This is a genomic window from Streptomyces sp. NPDC050658 (assembly GCF_044457025.1).
Taxonomy (GTDB): domain Bacteria; phylum Actinomycetota; class Actinomycetes; order Streptomycetales; family Streptomycetaceae; genus Streptomyces.
In genome coordinates, this window is record NZ_JBITGM010000006.1 from 226,782 (window position 1) to 252,732 (window position 25,951).

Below are 25,951 nucleotides of genomic sequence, written 5' to 3' on the forward strand. Positions count from 1 at the left end.
ACGTCATGACCTGACTGCGATCAGGCGGACAGGCGGGCGCGACCCTTGCCACGGCGGGACGCGAGAATCGCGCGGCCGGCACGGGTGCGCATGCGCAGCCGGAAGCCGTGGGTCTTGGCGCGACGACGGTTGTTCGGCTGGAAGGTGCGCTTGCTCACTCGGGGGCTCCAGAAATGATCGTGTAGTGGCGGGACATCGCCTGGCTGTCACCGTGCGCCCACGAGAAGCTCGCGAATACGCACCGAGTGCACCGCTTCACAATCACTGATCGTGATCTTTGCCCATCGGAGGCAGGCGGCAGCAGCCATCGACAACTCGACCTGGTCACGGTACGCGGGGCTACGCCATCCGGTCAAACCGGCCGTCAGGGAGAGACACTGTGCACAGCCTGTGGACAACAACTTGAACCGCAGCCGTTGCCCTGACTACCGTGGCTGAACTCCGATTCATTCCCTTCTCCCTGCCGATCCCGATTTCGGTCCCCAGAACCACACCTTCGTGGGACCCCGTGAGAGAGCGTGCCCTGTGGCTGACGTACCTGCCGATCTTGCCGCAGTGTGGCCACGAGTGCTGGAACAGCTGCTGGGTGAGGGGCGTGGGAACGGTGTGGAGGCGAAGGACGAGCGCTGGATCAAGCGCTGCCAGCCGCTGGCGCTGGTCGCCGACACCGCACTGCTCGCCGTGCCGAACGAGTTTGCCAAGGGTGTGCTCGAGGGGCGACTCGCCCCCATCGTCAGCGAGTCGCTGAGCCGCGAGTGCGGCCGCCCGATCCGCATCGCCATCACGGTCGACGACTCCGTGGGCGAGCCCGTGGGCCCGCCGGCACCGCCGGTCCAGCAGCAGCCCGGACAGCAGCAGCCCCAGCAGCAGCGCTACGAGGACGAGCCGCACCCCGGCTCCGGTCAGGGACATGAGTCGTACGACGGCTACGGCCGCCGTGGCCCGGAGGACCACTCCCAGGGCTCCCGGCCCGACCAGCTGCCGACCGCCCGTCCCGCGTACCCGGAGTACCAGCGCCCCGCACCGGGCGCCTGGCCGCAGCCGCCCCAGCAGGACGACTACGGCTGGCAGCAGCCCCGCCTCGGCTTCCCCGAGCGCGACCCGTACGCGACGCCCGTGCAGCAGCCCCAGCACGACTACCGGACGCAGCCGCCGCAGAGCCACTCCCCGTACGAGCAGCACCGCTCCGACCACCAGGACCAGCAGGAGCGCCACGACCGGCGTGAGCGGCACGAGCTTCCCGAGCCGTCCGCCCCCGGCTCCGGCGGCCACTCCGGCCCCCGAGGCGGCGGCCACAGCAACGGCCACGGCGTGCATGGCGGCGCCCCCGGCCCGCTGGCCGCGCAGCCGGCGCCCGCGTCGGCGCCCGGCGAGCCCACCGCGCGCCTCAACCCCAAGTACCTCTTCGACACGTTCGTCATCGGCGCCTCGAACCGCTTCGCGCACGCGGCCGCGGTCGCCGTCGCCGAGGCACCGGCCAAGGCGTACAACCCCCTCTTCATCTATGGGGAGTCGGGGCTTGGCAAAACGCATCTGCTGCACGCGATCGGGCACTACGCCCGCAGCCTCTACCCCGGTACGCGCGTGCGGTACGTGAGCTCCGAGGAGTTCACCAACGAGTTCATCAACTCCATCCGCGACGGCAAGGGCGACACCTTCCGCAAGCGCTACCGCGAGATGGACATCCTCCTTGTCGACGACATCCAGTTCCTCGCGAGCAAGGAGTCGACGCAGGAGGAGTTCTTCCACACCTTCAATACACTCCACAACGCGAACAAGCAGATCGTGCTCTCCAGCGACCGGCCGCCCAAGCAGCTGGTGACCCTGGAGGACCGGCTGCGCAACCGCTTCGAGTGGGGACTGATCACCGACGTCCAGCCGCCAGAGCTGGAGACGCGTATCGCCATCCTTCGTAAGAAGGCGGTGCAGGAGCAGCTGAACGCTCCTCCGGAGGTCCTGGAGTTCATCGCGTCCCGCATCTCGCGCAACATCCGCGAGCTCGAGGGCGCGCTGATCCGGGTCACGGCCTTCGCCTCGCTCAATCGACAGCCTGTGGACCTCGGTCTGACGGAGATCGTCCTCAAGGACCTGATCCCGGGCGGCGAGGACGCGGCTCCGGAGATCACGGCGACGGCCATCATGGCGGCGACGGCGGACTACTTCGGTCTGACGGTGGACGACCTGTGCGGATCGTCGCGCAGCCGCGTCCTGGTGACGGCCCGGCAGATCGCGATGTACCTCTGCCGTGAGCTGACGGACCTCTCGCTGCCCAAGATCGGTGCGCAGTTCGGCGGCCGCGACCATACGACGGTGATGCACGCCGACCGCAAGATCCGCGCGCTGATGGCGGAGCGCCGCTCCATCTACAACCAGGTCACCGAGCTGACCAACCGCATCAAGAACGGCTGAGGACTTCTCCCAACTCTCCCGGTCCCCTTCAGCTCTCCCAGCTCTCCCAGTTCCCTCAGACGCGCTCAGCGCCACTGAGGCATGCCTCCTAAGGGCGCCCCGGAACGACTTCCGGGGCGCCCTTCGCCGTTCCGGAAGCCTCTCCACGCGCGCGTGAGCAGTGCCCGCTGTTCGATTTCCGCAGCTGAGCGGCCTGTTCTCCACAGATCTGCGGACTTTTCCCCTTCCACACCCTGGGGACCGGGAAGTTGTCCAGACGCTGTCCACAGGGGAACCTGCTGAGGGATCATCAAGCCAGGTCAGGTGGTTGTGGATTCGTGGATGAACGATCTCCACACCCTGTGGATGAAAATCTCGTCCACAGGGTGTGCATGACGTTGTCCACCGGCAACCCACAGACTCAGGCCGGTTGTCCCCAGCTTTCCCCAGCTTCTCCACACCGCTGTCCACTGTTCGGCAACGCAACGCGCCCTCTCACCGGGTCGAGTGAAAGCCGTCACACCAAGGGGGTCGGTTGGCCTGTGGGGAAGGTGGGTAAAGCTGGGGACAGGGCTGGGGAGAAGTACCCCTCTCCTGTGCATCGGGTGTGTGTAACTTCCGCCCGTCCACAGAAACCCCCGGTTGTCCACCGGTCCCGCCCACAGGCGCAGTGGATAAAAAACCGGGCCTGACCTGCGCATTCGCGGTTATCCACGGTATCCACAGGCCCTACTACTACTCCCACTTAGAGTCACCGGGGAATTCGCTTGGAAGGGGGGCCTGTGCACAACTCGCTCTCCGGTCGCCGACCGCCGCTCGTCACGACTTGACCCCGAGAGGCACCCACTGTCAGTGCGGTGCGTCAGACTGGTCCCCAGTGCCAGCAACAGCAGGAGGGCGGCTAAGTGAAGATCCGGGTGGAACGCGACGTACTCGCGGAGGCAGTGGCGTGGGCGGCACGCAGCCTCCCGGCCCGGCCGCCGGCTCCTGTCCTCGCGGGCCTGCTGCTGAAGGCCGAGGAAGGCGCACTGAGCCTGTCCAGCTTCGACTACGAGGTCTCGGCGCGGGTCTCCGTCGACGCGGAGGTCGACGAGGAGGGCACGGTGCTCGTCTCCGGCCGCCTGCTCGCCGACATCTGCCGCGCCCTGCCGAACCGTCCGGTGGAGATCTCCACAGACGGTGTGCGCGCCACAGTGGTCTGCGGCTCCTCACGATTCACACTCCACACACTGCCTGTGGAGGAGTACCCCGCGCTGCCGCAGATGCCCACCGCCACGGGCACCGTCCCCGGTGAGGTCTTCGCCGCCGCCGCCAACCAGGTGGCCATCGCGGCCGGCCGCGACGACACGCTGCCCGTGCTGACCGGCGTACGCATCGAGATCGAGGGCGACACGGTCACCCTGGCCTCGACCGACCGCTACCGCTTCGCGGTCCGTGAGTTCCTGTGGAAGCCGGAGGACCCCGAGGCGTCCGCGGTCGCCCTGGTGCCCGCCAAGACGCTCCAGGACACCGCCAAGGCGCTCACGAGCGGCGACACGGTGACGATCGCGCTCTCGGGCTCCGGTGCCGGTGAGGGCCTGATCGGCTTCGAGGGCGCGGGACGTCGTACGACGACGCGACTGCTCGAGGGCGACCTGCCGAAGTACCGCACGCTGTTCCCGACGGAGTTCAACTCCATCGCCGTCATCGAGACCGCCCCCTTCGTGGAGGCCGTCAAGCGCGTCGCGCTCGTGGCCGAGCGGAACACCCCGGTGCGGCTCAGCTTCGAGCAGGGCGTGCTCATTCTCGAAGCCGGTTCCAGCGACGACGCACAGGCTGTGGAGAGGGTCGACGCCCAGCTCGACGGGGACGACATCTCGATCGCCTTCAACCCGACGTTCCTGCTCGACGGCCTGAGCGCGATCGACTCCCCGGTCGCCCAGCTGTCGTTCACGACGTCGACGAAGCCCGCGCTCCTGAGCGGCAAGCCCGCCCTGGATGCCGAGGCGGACGAGGCGTACAAGTACCTGATCATGCCCGTACGTCTGAGCGGCTGAGCCCACAGGTGTGTGCGAGGGTCCGGGCGTAGGCTCGGACGCGGGTACGAAGGTGCCTCCACGCCACATCGCTACTTAAGGAACCACTGATGGAGCTCGGTCTCGTCGGCCTCGGCAAGATGGGCGGCAACATGCGCGAGCGCATCCGCCGCGCAGGCCACACCGTCATCGGATACGACCGCAACCCGGACATCGCGGATGTCCACAGCCTCGAAGAGCTTGTGGGCAAGCTCAAGGGCCCGCGCGTCGTATGGGTGATGGTCCCGGCCGGGGCCGCGACCCAGTCGACCGTCGACGAGCTGGCCGAGCTGCTGCAGCCGGGCGATGTCGTCGTGGACGGCGGAAACTCCCGCTGGACGGACGACGAGAAGCACGCCGAGGAGCTCGCGGCCAAGGGCATCGGCTTCGTGGACTGCGGTGTCTCCGGTGGCGTCTGGGGCCTGGAGAACGGCTACGCGCTGATGTACGGCGGCGACACCGAGAACATCGCGAAGGTCCAGCCGGTCTTCGACGCCCTCAAGCCCGAGGGCGAGTTCGGCTCGGTCCACGCGGGCAAGGTCGGCGCGGGCCACTTCTCCAAGATGGTCCACAACGGCATCGAGTACGCGATGATGCAGGCCTACGCCGAGGGCTGGGAGCTCCTGGAGGCGGTGGACTCGGTCACCGACGTCCGCGAGGTCTTCCGCTCCTGGCAGGAGGGCACGGTCATCCGCTCCTGGCTGCTCGACCTCGCGGTCAACGCCCTCGACGAGGACGAGCACCTGGACAAGCTGCGCGGCTACGCACAGGACTCCGGCGAGGGCCGGTGGACCGTGGAGGCCGCCATCGACAACGCCGTGCCGCTGCCCGCGATCACCGCGTCGCTCTTCGCGCGCTTCGCCTCGCGGCAGGACGACTCGCCGCAGATGAAGATGATCGCGGCGCTGCGCAACCAGTTCGGCGGTCACGCCGTGGAGAAGAAGTAATCCACAGCCTGTGCGTTGAGCACGGGCTTGCCGGGGGAGGTCGGCGCCAACCATGCACGTCACGCATCTGTCGCTGGCCGACTTCCGCTCGTACGCCCGGGTCGAGGTCCCTCTCGATCCGGGCGTCACCGCGTTCGTGGGGCCCAACGGCCAGGGCAAGACGAACCTCGTCGAGGCGGTCGGCTATCTCGCCACCCTCGGCAGCCACCGGGTCTCGTCGGACGCCCCGCTGGTGCGGATGGGCGCCGAGCGTGCCGTCATCAGGGCCGCGGTCCGGCAGGGCGAGCGACAGCAGCTCGTCGAGCTCGAACTCAACCCGGGGAAGTCGAACCGCGCCCGTATCAACAGGTCCTCGCAGGTCAGACCGCGTGACGTACTCGGAATCGTCCGTACGGTGCTGTTCGCGCCCGAGGACCTGGCGCTGATCAAGGGCGACCCCGGAGAGCGCCGCCGCTTCCTCGACGAGCTGATCACGGCCCGCTCCCCGCGCATGGCGGGCGTGCGCTCCGACTACGACCGCGTACTGAAGCAGCGCAACACCCTCCTGAAGTCGGCGGCCCTCGCACGGCGGCACGGCGGCCGTTCCATGGACCTGTCGACGCTCGACGTCTGGGACCAGCACCTCGCGCGCGCGGGCGCGGAACTGCTCGCGCAGCGGCTCGACCTGATCGCCACGCTGCAGCCGCTGGCCGACAAGGCGTACGAGCAGCTGGCACCCGGAGGCGGCCCGGTCACGCTGGAGTACAAGCCGTCGGCGCCGGGCGAAGGGCACACCCGCGAGGCCCTGTACGAGCAGCTGATCGCCGCCCTCGAAGACGTGCGCAAGCAGGAGATCGAGCGGGGCGTGACGCTGGTCGGCCCGCACCGCGACGACCTGCTCCTGAAGCTGGGCCAGCTCCCCGCGAAGGGGTACGCGAGCCACGGCGAGTCCTGGTCGTACGCCCTGGCGCTGCGGCTCGCCTCGTACGACCTGCTGCGCGCCGAGGGCAACGAACCGGTGCTCGTCCTGGACGACGTGTTCGCCGAGCTGGACGCGCGGCGCAGGGAGCGCCTCGCCGAGCTGGTGGCCCCCGGCGAGCAGGTCCTGGTCACCGCCGCCGTGGACGACGACGTACCGGATGTGCTCGTCGGCACGCGGTACACGGTGTCGGACGGCACGGTGGAGCGGGCATGAGCGCCCAGGAAGCAGTGGAGCGGGCATGAGCACCGAAGAGCCCGCCAAGGGCACCCCCGACAGCCCCGGCAACACCTCGAAGGACACTCCGAAGACGCCCGAGCCGTCCGGCGTCGACCTCGCGCGGGTCGCCCTGCGCGCCGCCAAGGAACAGGCACGCGCGCGTGGCGACGCCGCGCAGCAGAAGAAGCAGGCCCGGCGCGGCGGACTGCGCTCCGGCGCGCGCGCCGACGGACGCGACCCGCTGCCCCTGGGCTCCGCGATCAACCGGCTGATCACCGAGCGCGGCTGGGAGACGCCGGCCGCGGTGGGCGGTGTGATGGGCCGCTGGCCGCAGATCGTCGGCGACGACCTGGCCAAGCACTGCGTCCCGCAGCGGTACGACGAGGGCGAGCGGGTCCTGACCGTCCAGTGCGACTCCACGGCCTGGGCGACGAACCTGCGGCTCCTCGCGCCGCAGCTGGTCGCGCGCCTCAACGAGGACCTGGGCCACGGCACCGTACGCCTCATCAAAGTCCTCGGTCCCACGGGCCCCGCGCACCGCTTCGGACCCCTGCGCGCACCGGGCAGCACGGGCCCCGGCGACACCTACGGCTGAGGCCGCCCGCGGCGGTAGCTCAAGGTTGACACCTCGAAGCGCTGAGTGCCGCTGTGAGCCTCTTAGAGCCCCGTTCCGCATATGGGGAGTCGGCCGAGGCCGGTTCAGGACGGCACATGCGGACTCAGGTACCGGCAAACCCCCATCACTGTCGGCGCTACCGGTAGACTGGAAGCTAATCCCGCCCCACTTGTGGGACGCACCGAGCAACGCTGACTATCGCTGAACGACGCAGCCGCTCCGGCCACTGCCGGGTGCTTGGCTTGTGCTGTGCCAGAAAGGGCGCTTCGTGGCCGATTCCGGCAACCCCAACGAGAACATCCCGTCCACCGCCGCCGGCGAGAACGGCGAGGTCACCGCCTCGTACGACGCCAGCGCCATCACCGTCCTCGAGGGTCTGGACGCGGTCCGCAAGCGACCCGGCATGTACATCGGCTCGACCGGTGAGCGAGGCCTGCACCACATGGTGCAGGAGGTCGTGGACAACTCTGTCGACGAGGCACTGGCCGGCCACGCGGACACCATCGACGTCACGATCCTCCCCGACGGCGGCGTGCGCGTCATCGACAACGGCCGTGGCATCCCGGTGGGCATCCACCCCGTCGAGAAGAAGCCGGCCGTCGAGGTCGTGCTCACCGTGCTGCACGCGGGCGGCAAGTTCGGCGGCGGCGGCTACGCCGTCTCCGGTGGTCTGCACGGCGTCGGTGTCTCCGTGGTGAACGCGCTCTCCACGAAGCTCTCCGTAGAGATCAAGACGGACGGCTACCGCTGGACGCAGGACTACAAGGGCGGTGCCCCGACCGCGCCCCTGGAGCGGCACGAAGCCACCGACGAGACCGGCACGACGGTCACCTTCTGGGCCGACCCGGACATCTTCGAGACGACCGAGTACTCCTTCGAGACGCTCTCGCGGCGCTTCCAGGAGATGGCGTTCCTCAACAAGGGTTTGACTATCAAACTCACTGATGAGCGCGAGTCGGCGAAGGCGACCGCGGGTGCGGACTCGGCCGAGGCGAGCGACGACGCGGCCCCCGCGGCGCGCACGGTGACGTACCACTACGAAGGCGGCATCGTCGACTTCGTGAAGTACCTCAACTCCCGCAAGGGCGAGGTCATTCACCCGACCGTCATCGACGTCGAGGCCGAGGACAAGGAGCGCCTGCTCTCGGCCGAGATCGCGATGCAGTGGAACTCGCAGTACACGGAGGGCGTGTACTCCTTCGCGAACACGATCCACACGCACGAGGGCGGTACGCACGAAGAGGGCTTCAGGGCCGCGCTGACGGGCCTGGTCAACCGCTACGCGCGCGACAAGAAGCTGCTCCGCGAGAAGGACGACAACCTCACGGGTGAGGACATCCGCGAGGGTCTGACCGCGATCATCTCGGTGAAGCTGGGCGAGCCGCAGTTCGAGGGCCAGACCAAGACCAAGCTGGGCAACACCGAGGCGAAGACCTTCGTACAGAAGGTCGTGCACGAGCACCTCACGGACTGGTTCGACCGGAACCCCAACGAGGCCGCGGACATCATCCGCAAGGGCATCCAGGCCGCCACCGCGCGCGTGGCCGCCCGCAAGGCGCGTGACCTCACCCGCCGCAAGGGCCTCCTGGAGACGGCGTCCCTGCCGGGCAAGCTCTCCGACTGCCAGTCGAACGACCCGACGAAGTGCGAGATCTTCATCGTCGAGGGTGACTCCGCCGGTGGTTCGGCGAAGTCAGGGCGTGACCCGATGTACCAGGCGATCCTGCCGATCCGAGGCAAGATCCTGAACGTCGAGAAGGCGCGCATCGACAAGATCCTGCACAACCAGGAGGTCCAGGCGCTGATCTCGGCGTTCGGCACCGGTGTGCACGAGGACTTCGACATCGAGAAGCTTCGCTACCACAAGATCATCTTGATGGCGGACGCCGACGTCGACGGCCAGCACATCAACACGCTGCTCCTGACCTTCCTGTTCCGCTTCATGCGGCCGCTGGTCGAGGCCGGGCACGTCTACCTGTCCCGTCCCCCGCTGTTCAAGATCAAGTGGTCCCGTGACGACTTCGAGTACGCGTACTCGGACCGCGAGCGCGACGCTCTGATCGAGATCGGCCGGCAGGCCGGCAAGCGCGTCAGGGACGACTCGGTCCAGCGCTTCAAGGGCCTCGGCGAGATGAACGCCGAGGAGCTGCGCGTCACGACGATGGACCAGGAACACCGCGTGCTCGGCCAGGTCACCCTGGACGACGCGGCGCAGGCCGACGACCTGTTCTCGGTGCTGATGGGCGAGGACGTCGAGGCGCGGCGCTCGTTCATCCAGCGCAATGCCAAGGACGTTCGCTTCCTCGACATCTGAGTCGGCCGTACAAGCCGCACCTCGAAAGGACTTTGACCAGCAATGGCCGACGAGAACACCCCTGTGACGCCCGAAGAGGAACCCGCCGTTCCTGGCGTGGGCATGCGTGTCGAGCCCGTCGGGCTCGAGACGGAGATGCAGCGCTCCTACCTCGACTACGCGATGTCCGTCATCGTGTCCCGCGCGCTGCCCGACGTACGCGACGGTCTGAAGCCCGTCCACCGCCGCGTCCTGTACGCGATGTACGACGGCGGCTACCGCCCCGAGAAGGGCTTCTACAAGTGCGCCCGCGTCGTCGGCGACGTCATGGGTACGTACCACCCGCACGGCGACTCCTCCATCTACGACGCCCTGGTGCGCCTCGCCCAGCCGTGGTCGATGCGGATGCCGCTGGTGGACTCCAACGGCAACTTCGGCTCTCCGGGCAATGACCCGGCGGCCGCCATGCGCTACACCGAGTGCAAGATGGCGCCGCTGGCCATGGAGATGGTCCGTGACATCGACGAGGAGACCGTCGACTTCACGGACAACTACGACGGCCGCAACCAGGAGCCGACGGTCCTGCCGGCGCGCTTCCCGAACCTGCTGATCAACGGCTCGGCGGGCATCGCGGTCGGCATGGCCACCAACATCCCGCCGCACAACCTCCGCGAGGTCGCGGCGGGCGCGCAGTGGGCGCTCGAGCACCCCGAGGCCTCGCACGAGGAGCTGCTCGACGCGCTCGTCGAGCGCATCAAGGGCCCCGACTTCCCGACCGGTGCCCTCGTGGTGGGCCGCAAGGGCATCGAGGAGGCCTACCGCACGGGCCGCGGCTCCATCACGATGCGTGCGGTCGTCGCGGTCGAGGAGATCCAGAACCGCCAGTGCCTGGTGGTCACGGAGCTGCCCTACCAGACCAACCCCGACAACCTCGCGCAGAAGATCGCCGACCTGGTCAAGGACGGCAAGGTCGGCGGCATCGCCGACGTCCGCGACGAGTCGTCGTCGCGCACCGGTCGCCGCCTGGTCATCGTCCTGAAGCGGGACGCGGTCGCCAAGGTCGTGCTGAACAACCTCTACAAGCACACCGACCTGCAGTCGAACTTCAGCGCCAACATGCTGGCGCTGGTCGACGGTGTGCCGCGCACGCTCTCGCTGGACGCGTTCATCCGCCACTGGGTGACGCACCAGATCGAGGTCATCGTCCGGCGTACGAAGTTCCGTCTTCGCAAGGCCGAGGAGCGGGCGCACATCCTGCGCGGCCTCCTGAAGGCCCTGGACGCCATCGACGAGGTCATCGCGCTCATCCGCGGCAGCCAGACCGTCGACATCGCCCGTGAGGGCCTGATGGGCCTCCTGTCGATCGACGAGATCCAGGCCAACGCGATCCTCGAGATGCAGCTGCGCCGGCTCGCGGCCCTGGAGCGCCAGAAGATCGTCGCCGAGCACGACGAACTCCAGGCGAAGATCAACGAGTACAACGCGATCCTGGCCTCGCCCCAGCTGCAGCGGCAGATCATCAGCGAGGAGCTCGCGGCGATCGTCGACAAGTTCGGCGAGGACCGGCGCTCGGCGCTGGTGCCCTTCGACGGCGACATGTCCATCGAGGACCTGATCGCCGAGGAGGACATCGTCGTCACGATCACGCGCGGCGGTTACGTCAAGCGGACCAAGACGGACGACTACCGCTCGCAGAAGCGCGGCGGCAAGGGCGTGCGCGGCACGAAGCTCAAGGAAGACGACATCGTCGACCACTTCTTCGTGTCGACGACCCACCACTGGCTGCTGTTCTTCACGAACAAGGGCCGCGTCTACCGGGCGAAGGCGTACGAACTGCCGGACGCCGGCCGGGACGCCCGCGGCCAGCACGTCGCGAACCTGCTGGCCTTCCAGCCGGACGAGCAGATCGCCGAGATCCTCGCGATCCGTGACTACGAAGCGGCGCCTTATCTGGTGCTCGCCACAAAGGGCGGCCTCGTAAAGAAGACGTCGCTCAAGGACTACGACTCGCCTCGCTCCGGTGGTGTCATCGCCATCAACCTCCGCGAGACGGACGATGGTTCGGACGACGAACTGATCGGAGCCGAGCTCGTTTCGGCCGAGGACGATCTGCTGCTGATCAGCAAGAAGGCCCAGTCGATCAGGTTCACCGCAACGGACGATGCGCTGCGTCCCATGGGCCGCGCGACCTCGGGCGTCAAGGGAATGAGTTTCCGTGACGGCGACCAGCTCCTCTCGATGAATGTCGTCAGGCCCGGTACGTTCGTGTTCACCGCAACCGACGGCGGGTACGCGAAGCGCACCAACGTCGACGAGTACCGCGTCCAGGGCCGCGGCGGCCTCGGCATCAAGGCCGCCAAGATCGTGGAGGACCGCGGCGAACTCGTGGGCGCCCTGGTGGTGGAGGAGACCGACGAGATCCTCGCCATCACGCTGTCCGGCGGTGTGATTCGTACGCGAGTCAACGAGGTCAGGGAGACGGGCCGTGACACCATGGGCGTCCAACTGATCAACCTGGGCAAGCGCGATGCCGTGGTCGGTATCGCTCGTAACGCCGAGGCCGGGCGCGAGGCGGAGGAGGTCGACGGTGAAGCCGTCGACGAATCGGCCGAGGGCGAGCAGGCCGTCGGTACGGACGAGGGCACGGAGTCCGCGGCCGAGTAGCGCGAGGAGAGAGTCATCGTGAGTGGAGCCACGGGCGCCGGAGCGAGTGGAACCGGCTCGGCCGGTACAGACGGTGTCCGTGGCTCCGCCACTGATTCTCACGACTCAGACGAGTCCCATGGATCCCAGGGGGGAACGGTGACGGACACCCGAGGGCCGAAGCCTGCTCAGTACGACGGTTCTTACCCGGCCGGTGCGCAGGGAGCGGCGGGTGCGCTGCCCGGGGAGCGTCAGCCCCAGCAGCAGCCTTCCGGGCCCTATCACCCGCCGCAGGCGTACCAGCAGGGCTCCCAGACGGGTACGGTGCGCCGGCCCCGCACGGGGGCGCGTACGACGCCTCGTACGCGCAAGGCGCGGCTGCGGGTGGCCAAGGCCGACCCGTGGTCGGTGATGAAGGTCAGCTTCCTGCTCTCCATCGCGCTCGGCATCTGCACGATCGTCGCGGCGGCCGTCCTGTGGATGGTCATGGACGCGATGGGCGTCTTCTCGACGGTGGGCGGCACGATCTCCGAGGCGACGGGCTCGAACGAGTCCAACGGTTTCGACCTGCAGTCGTTCCTCTCGCTGCCGCGGGTCCTGATGTTCACCTCGATCATCGCGGTCATCGACGTCGTCCTGGCCACGGCCCTGGCGACGCTCGGCGCGTTCATCTACAACCTCTCCGCGGGCTTCGTGGGCGGCGTCGAGCTGACCCTCGCCGAGGACGAGTAGCCCTGCGGCACGGCCTTGCCGGGCCCCCAGGGGTATCGATTTTGGGACTGGCCCGGACGTGCGCTAATCTTCAGAGGTCAGCGCGCGGGACACACCGAAGCGCGGCGGGGCTATAGCTCAGTTGGTTAGAGCGCATCCCTGATAAGGATGAGGCCACAGGTTCAAATCCTGTTAGCCCCACAGATGCAGTACGTGGAGAGAGGGCGTTTCCCCTAAGGGAGACGCCCTCTCTTCGTTTTTCGCATTCGTGCTGGCGCCGGGTGGGCGCCACTGCGTTCAGGAGGACGTCATGAGCCGCCGTACTTCCGCTTCGGCTGCCGTACTCATGGCGCTGCTCGCTGCGGGGTGTTCAGCAGGGGAGAGCCGTTCCCGCGCGGACACGGCGTCGAAGCAGGACCAGCCCTCGGACACCGCGTCGGCGGAGCAGAGCGAGAAGGCCGATGAGTCCAATGCGCTGCGACTGCCCGACCATCCCGACTTCCTGGTCAGGGTGCGTGCCGGGGCCGGAGCCGAGTCCTTGCCGGACTTCAGGCCGAGCGGGGATGTGTACACGGTGCACCTCAAGTGCTCGGGAGCCAAGAGCCTGAGGATCGTCGTCAGGGACGACCCGAAGCTCGATCCGACCACCGTTCAGTGCGACTCACCGGTGACCGTCGGCCGGATCTACGCCGATCCGGGCAGGCAGAAGCTGGCGATCAAGGCCGACGACGGCGCCCGCTGGACGCTGGCCATCGTCGACGGGAAGTACGCGATCTGAGGGTGGAAGGTCGCTGACGTTGTCTGCCGCTCCTCCGTTCCGTCCCCCAGATGGCGTCCCCAGGTGGACAGGCAGACCATGGAGTGGAGGGGCTGGTCAGAACGGAGGCCGTCATGATCGAGGTCAAGGCCGTCGAGAAGCCGGATGAGCGGCGTGATTTTCCCCGCGGGCACCTCGAAGCCGTCCACCTCACTGGGCTTGATTTCGCTGTGGGCACTTTTGAGCCCGGCTGGCGCTGGTCCGACTCCGTGGCTCCGATCGTGGGCACCGAGAGCTGCCAGATCCACCACAACGGATATGTGGTCCAGGGGCGGATGCACATCCGCATGGACGACGGGGGCGAGTCGGAGGTCGGGCCCGGCGATGTCTTCGTGTGTCCGGCCGGGCATGACGCCTGGGTCGTGGGCGAGGAGCAGGTCGTCGTGTACGACTTCGCCGGTGGCATGGCCCAGGAGTATGCGAAGGCTGCGGAGGGATAGCCGGAGGGGGCCTGGAGGTCCGCCCGGAGTTCTGAAGTTCTGAAGTTTCTGGAGATCTGAAGTTCTGGAGATCTTGAGGAGCGTCGAAGGCCCCCAGCCGGTACGGGGTGGGGGCCTTCGGTGGTGCGGTGTGTGGGCGGAGGTGGCTCCGTCGTGTCTGCCCCGTCGTGTCTACGGTTCTGCTGCCACGTTGCCTGGATGTCCGTCGGCCTCGAGCTCAGTTTCTGTGTCCGTCGAGGGCAGGTGCCGGCAGCTTGGTGATGATCCGTGTGCCTCGGCCCGGATGCGTTGCTTCATCGTGGGCGGCAGGGACCGTTCGTACGCGGCTTGCCAGTAGGCCGCCAGTGGTGCGGGGAGCGTCGTGGCGCTCTCGCAGGATTCCGTGGCCGGCTGCGCCGGCTTCGTGGCCGTCGTTGCCGCCGTGGCCGTCGTCGTGAATCCCAGCGCGGCGAAGAGCGCGAGGAAGGCGGTGATGAGGGTGGTCCACAGCTTCATGGCCTTGGTGCCGGTCACGGCGTCTCACTTTCGGGTTGGGCGATTTGCGTACTTTCCTCATGATGTGTATGCGGCGCCGAGAGTGGTGGACCGACGCTCGTGGCGCGTCGATGTTCTGATGAACACCACTCGGATGGCCGAAAAGGGCCTGAAAGGGGCCCGCAGAGGGCCTGAAGGAGCGGTGGGAGCGGTGAATGTCACAGCGGGGGCGGGAGGTCGCCGGAGCGGCGGGATCCGTTTCTACTGCTGTGTTCGGGGCGGCAGTTGGGGTGGATCCAGGTCACCGATCGGTATCGATCGGTGTGTATAGTCGGGCGCCAGAGGTCCCTTACGTCAAGAAAGACGAGGTCGCGCGGTGAAGAAGCTTCTCCTGGTCGCACTGGCCGCCATCGGCGGACTCCTCGTGTACCGCCAGATCCAGGCGGATCGCGCCGAGCAGGATCTGTGGACGGAGGCGACTGACTCCGTGCCCACGGGTTCGTGAGTATCGACAACAGTCTCTTCACAAGGCCCCGGCCGCTGACGCGGTCGGGGCCTTGTGCTGTCCGGATTCCATGAGTCCGGACTCCTTAAGTGCCTGATTGCTTTCGCAAGGCATTTCCTTGCGCGAGCAAAGATTGGCGTGGTCTCGCGCGGGCAGGAGTCGGCGGGACGGCTGGGTCTCCGGGGAGGGGTGGCACCAAATGGGGCGGGTGGGCAGAGGCCGGGCGGCATCGGCCGCGGTCCTTGCGCTGTGCGTGGTGGCGGCGCTGCCGGGACAGGCCTCGGCGGGCACGCCCGTTCCGTACGCCTACGCCGAAGGGGCCCAGGCGGTCGACGGCTCTACGAGCAGCACCGGCAGTGCGCGGCTCACTCCGGGATCGACGTACAAGAGCACGCTGCCGCGCGGGGGCAAGGCCTACTACCAGCTCGAACTCGGCGCCACGGAGAGCGTGTACGTCTCGGCCACCGCGGTCCCCGAGGCCGGCTCCACCGTCGCCTACGGAGACGGCATCGAGGTGTCCCTCCAGGACGCGGACGGCAATGACTGCGACTCCGGAGACACGCGTTTCGGTACGTCGCAGAGCCCGCGGCCCCTCACGGCCTGGGCGGTAAGGGCGATCGGCCCCGCCGAGAACCGGTGCAAGGCGGCAGGCACGTACTACGTAGTGGTCGAGCGGAACAGCGACCCCGCGTCCTCCATGGAGAGCTGGGACACGGAGCTCCGCGTCGTCTCGGAGCCCGGCGTGGCCAAGGGCGCTTCCACGACACCGCCCGATGCCTGGGACTCGGCCTCGCCGGTGCCGCCGGGCGGCGAGCGGCAGCGGCGCGCGGGCGGCACGAGCTTCAACGACGCCAGGGCTTTGCGGGCAGGCGTCTGGGGCGATCGGATCAAGCCGGGGCAGACGCTCTTCTACCGTGTGCCGGTCGACTGGGGGCAGCAGGTCTCCGCCGGTGTGGAGCTGGGCGGTTCGAGCGAGGGCCGGGGCGATTTCGTCACGTCGGCGCTCGTGATGTCCCTGTCCAATCCGGTGCGGGCCCGCGTCGACGAGGCGGACACGGCGTACGACGGCGAGCAGAAGACCACCGCGCTGGATGCGCTGGCCCCTGTCGCGTACGAGAACCGCTACTCGCCCGACGACGGCGTGGCCGGCATGCGGTTCGCCGGCTGGTACTACCTCGCGGTCCATCTCAATCCGAAGGTCGCCAAGCAGTTCGGCGAGGGGGCGCTGGACCTGACGCTGCGGGTGGGCGTCGAGGGCGCGGCCAAGGCCGGGCCCCAGTACGCCGGATCGGCGCGGCCCGGCGACGAGTTCAGCGTCTCGGGCCGGGACGAGGAGGCCGCGGCGAGCGGCAGGACGGCCGATGGCGACGGCGGTGGCGACGGGGCTGGTGACGGAACCGGCGACGGGATGAAGCTGGTCGCCGCCGGGGGGTTCGGCGGCGGGTTCGTCCTGCTCGGGGTCCTCGGCGTGTGGACGCTGGTCGCCCGGCGGAAGACCGGGACCGGCGCCCATGCCCGGGTCACGTCTGGCTGAGAGCCCAGAAACCCACGGCGAAGCACGCCAGCGCGGCGAGCAGCATCGGGATCGCCACCTTCGCGGGTGGTCCCGGCCGCCTGCGTGGAATTGGCCGGCGCTGAAGCGGAACCTGCGGGCCGTGGGCGGTGTATGGATGAGTAGGGGCGTACGAGTGGTGCACGGCCGGCGGAACGGCTTGTGGAGGCTCGTGAGCCGCGTCCTGACGGGGGGAGGCATCGTGCGGGTAAAGAGCGGCGTGGGCGGGCTGGGCGGGCTGAGCTGGAGCCGGCTGCGGGGGCGGCTGGGGAGCCTGAGCGGGCTGAGCGGGCTGAGCGGGCGTGACAGCGGGAGTAGGAGTGGGCGCGGGCGTGGGCGCGGGCTGAACGGGGCGCGCGGGAGGCGGAGTTGGCGTGGGCTGTTGCGGAGGAGGTGCCTGGGCGGGCTGTTGAGGGGGAGCCTGCGGGGGCGCGGCCTGTGGCGGTGGCGTGGGGGCGTGCGGAGGCGGCGTAGGGGCCTGGGGCGGTGGGGGCAGGCGGAAGCTTCCGGACTCCGGCGAGGGAGCGTAGGGAGGCGGTGTGGGAGACGGGGCGACCTGCAGCTGCGGACTGGTCGTCAGCGGGCCCTCGGGGCCGAACCCCTGCGGAAGCGGACCGAGTTGGTCGAAGATCTCCACCAGCTCGTCGTCGGGACCCGGCTCGGGCAGCAGCTCGGCGGCCGAGACCAATGCCTTGCGCGCGCCGGTGGCGGTGCGGAACCGCGCCTGCGGGTCCGGCTGCAGCAGCGTGGCGACGACCTGCCACAGCGGCTCCGGCACGCCCTGCGGTGCGCCCGGGGTGCCGTGCGCGGCGAACCGCTCGATCAGCGCCTTGGAGTCCGGCTTGGCCCCCTGGAGCAGATACAGGGCCACGAGGCCGACGGCGAAGAGATCGGCGGTGAAGTCGGGCTCGGCGCCCAGCATCTGCTCGGGAGCGAAGTAACCGGGCGTTCCCACCACATAGTTGGTCTCGGTCAGCCGTGGCTCGCCCAGGCGCATCGAGATGCCGAAATCGGAGAGCCGCAGATGCGGGCGCCCGATTCCGGTCGACTCGAGCAGGATGTTGGCGGGCTTGATGTCCCGGTGTACGACGCCTTCCGCGTGCACGGCGGCGAGGCCCGCGAGCAGCTGGTCGAGCAGGGTGCAGGCCAGGTGGGGCGGCAGCGGGCCGTAGTCGCCGACCAGGTGGGCCAGCGAGCCGCCGGCGACCAGGGCCATGGTGAACAGGACCTTGTCGTCGTCGGCGGCCCAGCTGGCGGGCGCGAGCACATGGGGGTGGTCGATCCGGAGCGCCTGTTCCCGCACGAAGCGCAGCAGCGTGTGCGCGTCGCTCTGTTGCAGGACCTTGGCGGCCACATATCTGCGCCGCCGGTGGTCCCAGGCGCGCCAGACGGCTCCGGCTCCCCCGCGTCCTACCGGGTCGACCAGTTCGTAGCGGCCGGCGAAGACCTCACCCATGGTCGTGCATCGCTCCCCCTCCGGGCCGCCCGGTGGCCCGGCCGGCGGCTCAGTTCTGGTGCGCCTCGTAGTGGGCGACCGCGTCCGCGGTGCGTCCGGCGCCGTATACCCGGAGGAACTCTGCCAGTTCCGGGTGGGTCGGGGCGAGGGCGTCCGCCGCATCGATGATGTCGCCGGCTGCGGCCACGGAGCGCAGCAGTGACTGGATCTCGCGCACCACGCGTTTCACGGTGGGAGCGCCCGAACTCGTCGTCGACTGGGAGGTGTTGGTCAGTACGGAGCCGCCCTGGGACTTCTTGATCTCGTCCATGCGGTCGGTGGCCTCGGCGGCGCTCACGCTGCCGTCGGCGACCTGGCCCGCGAGCTCCTGGAGCAGCTGGACGCGCTGGACGACCGCGGGGTTGCCGATCTTGGCGCGCTGGCCGCTCATCAGCTGGGACAGCATGGGCGCCGACAGACCGAGGACGCCGGCGAGGCGTGCCTGGTTGAGGCCCAGATCATCGATGAGACGGCGGAAGAGCGCCCCCAGCGGCTCTCCGTACCAGTTCCGCTGGAGCTCTCGTGCTCTCGCGGTCGTCTCTTGTTGTGCGGCGTCCATTGCGTCTCCCCATCGCTTCCCCAAAAACCGCGGTTCGCTGCCGCGAACCACGCCGAGCATCTTACGGAGCGTGGTCGTTCACCGGGACCCCCAATCCTTTTGCGAGATCCGGGGGGAGACCCGGTACTCTGGTCTGCGTTGCCCCACCGGAGCGTGGTTCTTCCGGCGGGCGCATCGTTGTCGGGGCCTTAGCTCAGTTGGTAGAGCGCTGCCTTTGCAAGGCAGATGTCAGGAGTTCGAATCTCCTAGGCTCCACAGATGAACGCCGTAGGGCGGAACCCCATCCGGGGTTCCGCCCTACGGCGTTCTTGCTGGTCTTGCTGTTCTTTCCGGCCTTGCGGGCCCTGCGGGTCCTGCGGGTCCTGCCGGTCCGGCTGTCAGCGCTGCTCGTCGCGCTCCGCGGCCTCCGCCTCGGCCTGCTTGGCCTGCACCTCGGGGTCGAGGGACTGCTGGCCGGTGCCGTCGACCGCGGTCAGCGACGTGCTGTCCGGGACCTCCGTGGCGGCCGGCGGCTCGACGAGCCAGTCCGGGTTGGCCTGCTTGTCCCACCACTTCCAGGCGGCGACCGCACAGCCGGCGAGGAGGCCGAGGACGAGGGCACCCTTGGCGATGCGGCGGGCGCGGGCCCGGCGGGCGTGCTTGCGGGTGAGCCGCTGGATCTCCTTGGGCGTCACGTCACCGCGCAGCGCGGCGATCGCCGCGGCACCGCGGGAAGCGGCCTCGTCGCGGACGGGCTGCGCCGCGGCCACGGCGTGCTCGATCCGGGGCTTCGAGTACTCGGCTGCCTGCCGCGCGGCCTTGCGCGTCTGCTCGGCGGCGCGGCGGGTGCGGACGGCGGCCTCGTGCGCGGCCTGGTCGACCTTCGGCGGGACGTGCGTACGCGCCTGTTCGACGCGGGGGGCGACGTGGGCGCCGTACTGCACACGGGCCTGTTCCGCGGCCTGGTGCGCGGCCTGCGACACCTTGGGCGCCAGCCTTACGCGCACATCGTTGGCGTAGTGAGCGGCCTGGTCCTTGGCCGTGCCGGCATAGGGGGCCACCGCCTCCGCGGCGTGCCGGACGCTGTCCTTTGCCGAGCCGGTCGCGGCGCGCACGCTGTCGATGCGGGTCACGGGATCCTCCTCCTCGGTGGCGTATAGGTATGTCACCTTTCCACCCTTTCAGGGATCATGCCTTCCGGATTGCTCCGACGAGCATCGCTGAACGGTGATCAACTCGATCAAACTGATCAAAACGTGACAAGAAGAGTTCTTCGCCGACAATGCCACGGATCGCTTCGGCGCGCGCCCACTCGGCGGCTACTCGTCGCAATCCGGTCCGTGCGAGGATCGGAGCGTCACAGAAGACAACGGAAGGCAGATCGTGGCTGAGCAGCTCTACGCCACCCTGAAGACCAACCGCGGCGACATCGAGGTGCTTCTGCACCCGAACCACGCGCCGAAGACGGTCAAGAACTTTGTCGAACTCGCCCAGGGCGAGCGCGAGTGGGTCCACCCGGCCACCGGCAAGAAGACCTCGGACCGGCTCTACGACGGCACGATCTTCCACCGAGTGATCAGCGGCTTCATGATCCAGGGCGGCGACCCGCTGGGGAACGGCACGGGCGGTCCGGGCTACGAGTTCGCGGACGAGTTCCACCCCGACCTCGCCTTCGACAAGCCGTACCTGCTCGCCATGGCCAACGCGGGCCCCGGCACCAACGGCTCGCAGTTCTTCGTGACGGTCTCGCCGACCGCCTGGCTGACCCGCAAGCACACCATCTTCGGTGAGGTCACCGGCGACGCGAGCAAGAAGGTCGTCGACGAGATCGCGGGCATGCAGACGAACCCGCGCACCGACCGCCCGGTCACCGACGTGGTCATCGAGTCCGTGGTGATCGAGACCCGCGGCGCCTGACCCGGCGTACCCGCGAGGGAACCGGCGTACCCGTAAGGGAACCGAGGCATACCGCGAGGGAACCAAACCGCCCCGCCCATCCGTAAGGAAGGGCGGGGCGGCGCGTTCGCACGCGTGGGCGCGGCTGTGCCTTCGTACGGAGATTGAGGGGACCCCATGGATCAGGCGCCAGGCACCCCGCAGGGGCCACAGGACGCACAGCACCTGCCCGGCTGCTATCGGCACCCGGACCGCGAGACCGGCATCAGCTGCACCCGCTGCGAGCGGCCCATCTGCCCGGAGTGCATGATCAGCGCTTCGGTCGGCTTCCAGTGCCCGGAATGTGTGCGCGAGGGCTCGGGGACGGGGCACGCGCCGACGGCGAATCAGCCGCGGACGATCGCGGGCGGCTCGATCACCGCCGATCCGCGGCTCGTCACCAAGATCCTGCTCGGGCTCAACGTGGCGGTGTTCGTCGCGGTCCTCGCCATGGGCGACCGGCTGGTGAACGAGCTGGTGCTGATCGGCGAGTGGCCGCCGTACCCCTATGTCCCGGAGGACGGCGTCGCCGAGGGCCAGTGGTACCGCCTGGTCACGTCGATGTTCACGCACCAGGAGATCTGGCACATCGCCTTCAACATGCTGGGCCTGTGGTGGCTCGGGGCTCCCCTGGAAGCGGCGCTCGGCCGGGCCCGCTATCTCGCGCTCTATCTGCTCTCCGGTCTGGCCGGCAGCGCGCTCACCTATGTCGTGGCGGACGCGAGCGAGGCCTCGCTCGGCGCCTCCGGTGCGATCTTCGGTCTGCTCGGCGCGACCGCCGTCCTGATGCGGCGCCTGAACTACGACATGCGCCCCGTCATCGCGCTGCTCGCGCTGAACATGCTCTTCACCTTCACCTGGAGCGGCATCGCCTGGGAGGCGCACGTCGGCGGTCTGGTCGCCGGTGTCGCAATCGCCTACGGGATGGTGCACGCGCCCCGCGAGCGGCGGGCGCTCGTGCAGTGGGGAACCTGTGCGGTCGTGCTGCTCGTGATCCTGGCCGCGGTGATCGTCAGGACCGCTCAGCTGGTCTGAGGCTCACCGTTGTCCACAGCCTGTGCCGGATCTTGTGCATGCTGTGGGGAACAGCAGTGCCCCTTGTCGCTGACCTGGGTTTTCCCAGGAAGGACAAGGGGCCTGCGGTGGCTTGCATGGCGATCGGGCAGTCACACCGGCGTCAACACCGAGTGGGTTATCCACAGATCGTCTTTCTTTTCCCCAGTTCGGTCCCCAGTGTGGATAGCGCTGTGGATAACTCAGGGCAAGGCTTGTGTTCGCCGCTACTTCCACTGCGTGGAGACGCCGAACCCCGCAGCGATGAAGCCGAAGCCGACCACGATGTTCCAGTTGCCCAGCGGGTCGATCGGCAGCTTGCCGTCCGTGACGTAGAAGACAACGATCCAGGCGAGTCCGATGAGGAACATCGCCAGCATCACCGGGGCCACCCAGCTGCGGCTGGTCAGCTTGATGTTCGTCGCCTTCTTCGCCGCGGGCGGCGTGTAATCGTCGGCCTTCTTGCGGATCCGTGACTTCGGCACGAGGGTCTCTCCTGTCGATACGGGGAGCTGAGCCCTCCCCCGGGCGTCCGTTAGCGTAGTGCTTCCGCGGCGCTGAAGGAGATAAGGGTACGTTGAGCAATTCTGCCGACTCCCCCACAGGTCAGGGTCGCCGCCTCCGCTGGCGGCCGGTCCGGTTGCTGACGGCTGCCGTCTTTGCCCTCGCGGGCCTCATCTTCTTCACCAGCTTCAATACAGCCAAGGGTACGAACATCCGTACCGACGCGTCACTGCTCAAGCTCTCCGATCTCATCCAGGAGCGCAGCCACAAGAACGGCGAGCTGGACGAGTCCAACGGTTCACTGCGGGACGAGGTCGAGTCGCTCGCCGAGCGGGACAACGGCGGCACGGACGCCGACGACGCCCGGCTCAAGGCCCTGGAGAAGAACGCCGGCACCAAGAAGGTCAGCGGCGAGGCCGTCTCCGTCACCCTCACCGACGCCCCGCCGGGCGCCACGGCGAAGCTCCCCGGCTACCCCGAGCCCCAGCCCAACGACCTGGTCATCCACCAGCAGGATCTCCAGGCCGTGGTGAACGCGCTGTGGCAGGGCGGCGCCAAGGGCATCAAGGTCATGGACCAGCGGCTCATCTCCACCAGCGCCGTCCGCTGCGTGGGCAACACCCTGATCCTCCAGGGCCGCGTCTACTCACCCCCGTACAAGGTGACCGCGGTCGGCGACCCGGAGAAGCTCAAGACCGCGCTCGCGGCGTCCCCGGAGATCCAGAACTACATGCTGTACGTCAACGCCTACGGACTCGGCTGGAAAGTCGACGACGACGGGGCGGTGACTCTTCCCGGCTACTCGGGCACAGTGGATCTCCACTACGCGAAGCCCGTGGAGTAAGCGGAGTAGGCGGAGCAAGCCGCTGGGGGAGCCTGTGTCGGTGCGAGTGCTGTTGAGGACGTTCAGCGAACTGTGCATCACCGTCGGCACCCTGATCGTGCTCTTCGTCGTGTACGTCCTGTTCTGGACCGGCGTGAAGGCCGACAACGCCATGGACGGCCAGATCGACAAGCTCCAGGACCGGTGGGCGCAGGGCGCGATGTCCACGGGCACGGACGACAAGCCCGCCGGCGGCTCCCAGGAGAGCCCGCCGAAGCCGGAGCCCTACGAGGACGGCGAAGCCTTCGCCGTGATGTACATCCCCCGGCTTGGTTTCACGTGGAACAAGCCCGTGCTCCAGGGCACCGGCACCGACGTACTCAAAAAGGGGCTCGGTCACTACGCAGACACCGCGCAGCTCGGGCAGAAGGGCAACTTCTCCGTGGCGGGGCACCGGCGCACCTACGGAGACCCCTTCAAGGACTTCCCCAAGCTGCGCCCGGACGACGCCGTGGTGCTGACCGACGGCACGACCTGGTTCACGTACCGCATCGACAACAAGCCCTTCAAGACGCTGCCCGCCGACATCGGCGTCATCGACCCCGTTCCGCGCAAATCCGGATTCAAGGGGCCGGGCCGTTACCTCACTCTTACGACCTGTGAGCCAGAGTGGGGCCACAGCCACCGCTTGATCGTCTGGGCCCACCTCGATGAGACCCAGCCCGTCGAGGCCGGGAAACCGGAGGCACTGCGCCGTTAGTCTGGTGCCGTACGGCGACGGAAGGGACGGCATGTACGGCTGGATCTGGCGGCATCTGCCGGGAAACGCATGGGTAAAGGCACTGCTCTCGCTGGTGCTCGTCTTCGCGGTGGTCTACGTGCTCTTCCAGTACGTCTTCCCCTGGGCCGAACCCCTGCTTCCCTTCAACGACGTGACGGTGGACGGCCAGTGAGCATCGAAGGACGCCCCGCCCGCATTCTCGTCGTCGACAACTACGACAGCTTCGTCTTCAACCTCGTCCAGTACCTGTACCAGCTGGGTGCCGAGTGCGAGGTCCTGCGCAACGACGAGGTCGAGCTGCGCCACGCGCAGGACGGCTTCGACGGCGTCCTCCTGTCGCCGGGCCCCGGCACTCCGGAGCAGGCCGGCGTCTGCGTCGACATGGTGCGGCACTGCGCCGACACCGGTGTGCCCGTCTTCGGCGTCTGCCTCGGCATGCAGTCGATGGCCGTCGCGTACGGCGGAGTCGTGGACCGCGCGCCGGAGTTGCTGCACGGCAAGACCTCCCCGGTGACGCACGAGGGCAAGGGCGTCTTCGCCGGACTGCCCTCCCCGTTCACCGCGACGCGCTACCACTCGCTCGCCGCCGAGCCGGCCACCGTGCCCGCCGAGCTCGAGGTCACCGCGCGGACGGAGGACGGCATCATCATGGGCCTGCGCCACCGTGAACTGCCCGTCGAGGGCGTGCAGTTCCACCCCGAGTCGGTGCTCACCGAGCACGGCCACCTGATGCTCGCCAACTGGCTGGTGGAGTGCGGGGACACCGGGGCGGTCGGAAGGTCGAGCGGACTTGCCCCGGTGGTGGGCAGGGCCACGGCGTGACCGCGGTGCGCCCCGAGCGCGATTCCTCCGGAGTTCCGTACGACGAGCACTACGCGGCGTACGGGGAGCAGGGGGCGTTCGATGAGCCCGGGGCGTATGAGGCAGCTGGTCCTTATGAGGCGGCTGGTTCGTATGAGGCAGCTGGTTCGTATGAAGCGGCCGGTTCTTACGAGGCGGCCGCCGACCATCTCGCGGATCCGCTGACGGATCCGCTGCCGGGGCAGCATCCCTCGCCATGGTTCCGCAGCGGGCCGCAGGTAGAGGAGCAGCCGGCCGTCCAGCCGCAGGAGAGCGTCCGGCCCCAGGAGCAGGAGTGGTATGACCCTCAGGGGTACGTCCGGGACTGGTACGGGGAGCAGCAGCGGCCGGAACCGACGTACCAGGAGCTGTACGGCGGGTACGCGCCCGAGCGTTCGGCGCCCGCTCCTGAGCCCGCGTACGAGCCGATACGTGAGTTCACACAGCCACAGCCTCCCCCGGTCGACGACGAGACCGTGGGCCTGCGGACGTCGGACACCCGGCGAATAGTCGAGACGGAGAGCGGCGCGGGCCCGGATCCGGAGCCCGAGCGTCCCACAGAGGGCCGCGCGGCGCGTCGTAAGGCCGCCAAGAAGGGCGGAGCCCCCCGGCCCGCGACGGAGTCCGCCGCCCCCCTCTCCCGCGTCGAGGCCCGCCGCGCCGAGCGCGCCCGGAAGCCCTCCGCGGGCACGGTGATCAGCCGGGGGATCGGCGAGGTGTTCATCACCGTCGGCGTCCTGATGCTGCTCTTCGTGACGTACCAGCTGTGGTGGACGAACATCCGCGCCCAGCAGCAGGCCAACGGCGCCGCCAACGACCTCCAGGAGGAGTGGGCGAAGGGCAAGGGCAAGCCGGGCACCTTCGAGCCGGGGCAGGGCTTCGCGCTGCTGCACATCCCGCGCCTCGACGTGGTCGTGCCGATCGCCGAGGGCATCGACAAGTCGGGCGTACTCGACCGCGGGATGGTCGGCCACTACAACGAGGGCCGCACGAAGACCCCGATGCCGGAAGCGAAGCAGGGCAACTTCGCGATCGCCGGGCACCGCAACACTCACGGTGAGCCGTTCCGGTACATCAATCAGCTCGAACCGGGCGATCCCATCGTCGTGGAGACACAGGACAAGTACTTCGTCTACAAGATGGCGAGCATCCTGCCGCAGACGAGTCCCGGCAACATCGCGGTGATCGACCCGATCCCCGCGGGCTCGGGCTTCACCAAAGCGGGCCGCTACATCACACTGACCACTTGTACCCCGGAGTTCACGAGTAAGTATCGAATGATCGTCTGGGGCAAGATGGTCGAGGAACGACCGCGCGGCAAGGGAAAACCGAGCGCGCTCGTCAATTAGCACGGTGAGAACGGGG

The 25,951-nt window shown here is 68.5% G+C and carries 25 protein-coding genes and 2 tRNA genes; 21 read left to right on the forward strand and 6 right to left on the reverse strand.

Features of this window, described 5'->3' with window-relative positions; all coding sequences use genetic code 11:
- Positions 1-20: 20 nt before the first annotated feature.
- Positions 21-158 (reverse strand): 50S ribosomal protein L34, encoded by a 138-nt coding sequence (gene rpmH / locus ACIBKX_RS22315; protein WP_003949374.1) that lies wholly within the window; start codon positions 156-158, stop codon positions 21-23.
- Between the two features lie 367 nt (positions 159-525).
- Between rpmH and dnaA the strand changes: the two genes are divergently transcribed.
- The 11 genes from dnaA to ACIBKX_RS22370 all read left to right on the forward strand — a co-directional run bounded on the left by dnaA (position 526) and on the right by ACIBKX_RS22370 (position 14,086).
- The gene (gene dnaA / locus ACIBKX_RS22320; RefSeq protein ID WP_363270315.1) at positions 526-2,409 is read left to right on the forward strand and encodes a chromosomal replication initiator protein DnaA; all 1,884 of its coding nucleotides are present in this window, start codon (positions 526-528) and stop codon (positions 2,407-2,409) included.
- Between the two features lie 884 nt (positions 2,410-3,293).
- A complete protein-coding gene (gene dnaN, locus ACIBKX_RS22325; protein WP_363270314.1) occupies positions 3,294-4,424 on the forward strand; it encodes a DNA polymerase III subunit beta in 1,131 nt (376 codons plus the stop codon).
- 89 nt (positions 4,425-4,513) lie between these two features.
- Positions 4,514-5,389, forward strand: a complete 876-nt coding sequence (gene gnd / locus ACIBKX_RS22330) for a phosphogluconate dehydrogenase (NAD(+)-dependent, decarboxylating) (RefSeq protein ID WP_363270313.1) — start codon at positions 4,514-4,516, stop codon at positions 5,387-5,389.
- Positions 5,390-5,441: 52 nt separating this feature from the next.
- Entirely contained in the window at positions 5,442-6,563 is a 1,122-nt protein-coding gene (gene recF / locus ACIBKX_RS22335; RefSeq protein WP_363270312.1) for a DNA replication/repair protein RecF, read from the forward strand.
- 25 nt (positions 6,564-6,588) lie between these two features.
- Positions 6,589-7,161, forward strand: coding sequence for a DciA family protein (locus tag ACIBKX_RS22340; RefSeq protein WP_363270311.1), 573 nt, complete (start codon positions 6,589-6,591; stop codon positions 7,159-7,161).
- Between the two features lie 265 nt (positions 7,162-7,426).
- Positions 7,427-9,496, forward strand: a complete 2,070-nt coding sequence (gene gyrB / locus ACIBKX_RS22345; RefSeq protein WP_363270310.1) for a DNA topoisomerase (ATP-hydrolyzing) subunit B — start codon at positions 7,427-7,429, stop codon at positions 9,494-9,496.
- Positions 9,497-9,538: 42 nt separating this feature from the next.
- Entirely contained in the window at positions 9,539-12,139 is a 2,601-nt protein-coding gene (gene gyrA / locus ACIBKX_RS22350) for a DNA gyrase subunit A (protein ID WP_363270308.1), read from the forward strand.
- A gap of 18 nt (positions 12,140-12,157) precedes the next feature.
- Positions 12,158-12,850 (forward strand): DUF3566 domain-containing protein, encoded by a 693-nt coding sequence (locus ACIBKX_RS22355; protein WP_363270306.1) that lies wholly within the window; start codon positions 12,158-12,160, stop codon positions 12,848-12,850.
- A 106-nt stretch (positions 12,851-12,956) separates the two neighbouring features.
- A tRNA-Ile gene (locus ACIBKX_RS22360) sits at positions 12,957-13,030 on the forward strand.
- Positions 13,031-13,139: 109 nt separating this feature from the next.
- The gene (locus ACIBKX_RS22365) at positions 13,140-13,607 is read left to right on the forward strand and encodes a hypothetical protein (RefSeq protein ID WP_363270305.1); all 468 of its coding nucleotides are present in this window, start codon (positions 13,140-13,142) and stop codon (positions 13,605-13,607) included.
- A 113-nt stretch (positions 13,608-13,720) separates the two neighbouring features.
- Positions 13,721-14,086: a cupin domain-containing protein gene (locus tag ACIBKX_RS22370; protein ID WP_363270303.1), complete on the forward strand. Its 366-nt coding sequence runs from the start codon at positions 13,721-13,723 to the stop codon at positions 14,084-14,086.
- Positions 14,087-14,257: 171 nt separating this feature from the next.
- Here the strand turns inward: ACIBKX_RS22370 and ACIBKX_RS22375 are convergent, their stop codons facing one another.
- On the reverse strand, positions 14,258-14,599 hold the full coding sequence (locus tag ACIBKX_RS22375) for a DUF6344 domain-containing protein (protein WP_363270302.1): 342 nt from the start codon (positions 14,597-14,599) through the stop codon (positions 14,258-14,260).
- Between the two features lie 337 nt (positions 14,600-14,936).
- Between ACIBKX_RS22375 and ACIBKX_RS22380 the strand changes: the two genes are divergently transcribed.
- Both ACIBKX_RS22380 and ACIBKX_RS22385 read left to right on the forward strand, forming a co-directional pair.
- Positions 14,937-15,065, forward strand: a complete 129-nt coding sequence (locus ACIBKX_RS22380; protein ID WP_003999697.1) for a DLW-39 family protein — start codon at positions 14,937-14,939, stop codon at positions 15,063-15,065.
- A gap of 199 nt (positions 15,066-15,264) precedes the next feature.
- Positions 15,265-16,599, forward strand: a complete 1,335-nt coding sequence (locus tag ACIBKX_RS22385; protein ID WP_363270301.1) for a hypothetical protein — start codon at positions 15,265-15,267, stop codon at positions 16,597-16,599.
- Here the strand turns inward: ACIBKX_RS22385 and ACIBKX_RS22390 are convergent.
- Together ACIBKX_RS22390 and ACIBKX_RS22395 are read right to left on the reverse strand one after the other, a co-directional pair.
- Positions 16,586-18,073, reverse strand: coding sequence for a serine/threonine-protein kinase (locus ACIBKX_RS22390; protein ID WP_363270300.1), 1,488 nt, complete (start codon positions 18,071-18,073; stop codon positions 16,586-16,588). The genes ACIBKX_RS22385 and ACIBKX_RS22390 overlap by 14 nt on opposite strands.
- A 49-nt stretch (positions 18,074-18,122) precedes the next feature.
- Complete coding sequence (locus ACIBKX_RS22395; RefSeq protein ID WP_360775623.1) at positions 18,123-18,671, reverse strand: DNA-binding protein; 549 nt, start codon at positions 18,669-18,671, stop codon at positions 18,123-18,125.
- 182 nt (positions 18,672-18,853) lie between these two features.
- Here ACIBKX_RS22395 and ACIBKX_RS22400 point away from each other — a divergent pair.
- Positions 18,854-18,926 (forward strand) — tRNA-Ala (locus tag ACIBKX_RS22400).
- Between the two features lie 122 nt (positions 18,927-19,048).
- Here ACIBKX_RS22400 and ACIBKX_RS22405 read toward each other — a convergent pair.
- A complete protein-coding gene (locus ACIBKX_RS22405) occupies positions 19,049-19,783 on the reverse strand; it encodes a DUF5324 family protein (RefSeq protein WP_363270299.1) in 735 nt (244 codons plus the stop codon).
- A 250-nt stretch (positions 19,784-20,033) separates the two neighbouring features.
- Here ACIBKX_RS22405 and ACIBKX_RS22410 point away from each other — a divergent pair, with 250 nt between their 5' ends.
- Complete coding sequence (locus ACIBKX_RS22410) at positions 20,034-20,567, forward strand: peptidylprolyl isomerase (protein ID WP_363270298.1); 534 nt, start codon at positions 20,034-20,036, stop codon at positions 20,565-20,567.
- A 156-nt stretch (positions 20,568-20,723) separates the two neighbouring features.
- A complete protein-coding gene (locus tag ACIBKX_RS22415) occupies positions 20,724-21,620 on the forward strand; it encodes a rhomboid family intramembrane serine protease (protein ID WP_363270297.1) in 897 nt (298 codons plus the stop codon).
- 245 nt (positions 21,621-21,865) lie between these two features.
- Here ACIBKX_RS22415 and crgA read toward each other — a convergent pair whose 3' ends face one another.
- The gene (crgA, locus tag ACIBKX_RS22420; RefSeq protein ID WP_135332242.1) at positions 21,866-22,123 is read right to left on the reverse strand and encodes a cell division protein CrgA; all 258 of its coding nucleotides are present in this window, start codon (positions 22,121-22,123) and stop codon (positions 21,866-21,868) included.
- Positions 22,124-22,215: 92 nt separating this feature from the next.
- Between crgA and ACIBKX_RS22425 the strand changes: the two genes are divergently transcribed.
- The 5 genes from ACIBKX_RS22425 to ACIBKX_RS22445 all read left to right on the forward strand — a co-directional run bounded on the left by ACIBKX_RS22425 (position 22,216) and on the right by ACIBKX_RS22445 (position 25,935).
- On the forward strand, positions 22,216-22,986 hold the full coding sequence (locus ACIBKX_RS22425; protein WP_363270296.1) for a DUF881 domain-containing protein: 771 nt from the start codon (positions 22,216-22,218) through the stop codon (positions 22,984-22,986).
- Positions 22,987-23,026: 40 nt separating this feature from the next.
- The gene (locus ACIBKX_RS22430) at positions 23,027-23,725 is read left to right on the forward strand and encodes a class E sortase (RefSeq protein WP_363270295.1); all 699 of its coding nucleotides are present in this window, start codon (positions 23,027-23,029) and stop codon (positions 23,723-23,725) included.
- Positions 23,676-23,918 carry a hypothetical protein gene (locus tag ACIBKX_RS22435; RefSeq protein ID WP_363270294.1) on the forward strand — a complete coding sequence of 81 codons (243 nt, stop codon included), beginning with the start codon at positions 23,676-23,678 and terminating at the stop codon, positions 23,916-23,918. The genes ACIBKX_RS22430 and ACIBKX_RS22435 overlap by 50 nt, the downstream gene beginning before the upstream one ends.
- A 2-nt stretch (positions 23,919-23,920) precedes the next feature.
- A complete protein-coding gene (locus ACIBKX_RS22440) occupies positions 23,921-24,568 on the forward strand; it encodes an aminodeoxychorismate/anthranilate synthase component II (RefSeq protein ID WP_363270509.1) in 648 nt (215 codons plus the stop codon).
- A gap of 200 nt (positions 24,569-24,768) precedes the next feature.
- The gene (locus tag ACIBKX_RS22445; RefSeq protein ID WP_363270508.1) at positions 24,769-25,935 is read left to right on the forward strand and encodes a class E sortase; all 1,167 of its coding nucleotides are present in this window, start codon (positions 24,769-24,771) and stop codon (positions 25,933-25,935) included.
- The last annotated feature ends 16 nt before the right edge of the window (positions 25,936-25,951 follow it).

Coding starts and splice junctions, on each gene's coding strand:
- gnd (WP_363270313.1), top strand. CDS start 4,514: ATGGAGCTCGGTCTCGTCGGCCTCGGCAAGATGGGCGGCAACATGCGC.
- recF (WP_363270312.1), top strand. CDS start 5,442: ATGCACGTCACGCATCTGTCGCTGGCCGACTTCCGCTCGTACGCCCGG.
- ACIBKX_RS22340 (WP_363270311.1), top strand. CDS start 6,589: ATGAGCACCGAAGAGCCCGCCAAGGGCACCCCCGACAGCCCCGGCAAC.
- gyrA (WP_363270308.1), top strand. CDS start 9,539: ATGGCCGACGAGAACACCCCTGTGACGCCCGAAGAGGAACCCGCCGTT.
- ACIBKX_RS22365 (WP_363270305.1), top strand. CDS start 13,140: ATGAGCCGCCGTACTTCCGCTTCGGCTGCCGTACTCATGGCGCTGCTC.
- ACIBKX_RS22370 (WP_363270303.1), top strand. CDS start 13,721: ATGATCGAGGTCAAGGCCGTCGAGAAGCCGGATGAGCGGCGTGATTTT.
- ACIBKX_RS22385 (WP_363270301.1), top strand. CDS start 15,265: ATGGGGCGGGTGGGCAGAGGCCGGGCGGCATCGGCCGCGGTCCTTGCG.
- ACIBKX_RS22390 (WP_363270300.1), bottom strand. CDS start 18,073: ATGGGTGAGGTCTTCGCCGGCCGCTACGAACTGGTCGACCCGGTAGGA.
- ACIBKX_RS22395 (WP_360775623.1), bottom strand. CDS start 18,671: ATGGACGCCGCACAACAAGAGACGACCGCGAGAGCACGAGAGCTCCAG.
- ACIBKX_RS22415 (WP_363270297.1), top strand. CDS start 20,724: ATGGATCAGGCGCCAGGCACCCCGCAGGGGCCACAGGACGCACAGCAC.
- ACIBKX_RS22435 (WP_363270294.1), top strand. CDS start 23,676: ATGAGACCCAGCCCGTCGAGGCCGGGAAACCGGAGGCACTGCGCCGTT.